This is a genomic window from Streptomyces sp. CO7 (genome assembly GCF_053474865.1).
Genome location: NZ_JBRIOU010000008.1, coordinates 87,292 through 88,038, shown reverse-complemented (window position 1 = coordinate 88,038; position 747 = coordinate 87,292). Strand labels below are relative to the sequence as shown.

The following is a 747-nucleotide window of genomic DNA, read 5'->3' as shown; positions in this document are numbered from 1 at the left end:
CTGCACGGCGATCGGCTGCTGGGCCGGCACGGTGACCGGTTGCCCCGGCGCGGGCTGCTGCGCGGGGACGGGCTGCGCGGCCGCCGCGGCGGGGGCGGTCCCCTGCGCGGGCACCGGCGCCTGCTGCCCGGCGGCCGGGAGCCCCAGGGGCACCGCCTGCGGGGCGGCACCGGGCTGCGGCACGGGCTGCATCCCGGGCTGCCCGGGCACGGGCTGGGGCTGCGGCACGACACCGGACTGAGGCACTACACCGTGCTGTGCCACGGCACCGGGCTGGGGCGCGGCTCCCGGCAGGGGCACCGGCTGCATTCCGGGCTGGGGGACCGGCTGTGTCCCAGGCTGCGGAACGGGCTGCGTCCCGGACTGGGCACCACCCTGCGGAACCTGAGGCGGGACCTGAGGCGCCGCCCCCAAAGGAGCCGCCTGCGGCCCCGGCTGCGGAACGGCCTGAAGTCCAGGCTGCGGAACCGCCTGCAGCCCCGGCTGAGCAACCCCTTGCGCCGCACCGGCACCGGGCGCACCCGCACCGGCCGCACCGGCACCGGCCACGCCCGCACCGCTCGCACCGGCCAGGTCGGACCCCGCGCCGTCGGTGGCGCGGTCCGCGTCGGCCGGCGGCAGCGCGAACGGCGAGCGCGGCGCGGCCTCCTGGGCCGCGGCCCTCGCCTCGGCGGCGGCCATCGCCCGACGGCGCCGCCCGGACGGCTGCGCGGCCTGCGCCTGGGCGTCCTGCCCGGCGTCGGCCCC

1 pseudogene is annotated in these 747 nt (G+C 81.4%); it reads left to right on the top strand.

Annotation, left to right across the window (positions count from 1 at the left end):
• Window positions 1-747: pseudogene (locus ACOV8S_RS25305) on the top strand (hypothetical protein); the annotation flags it as partial.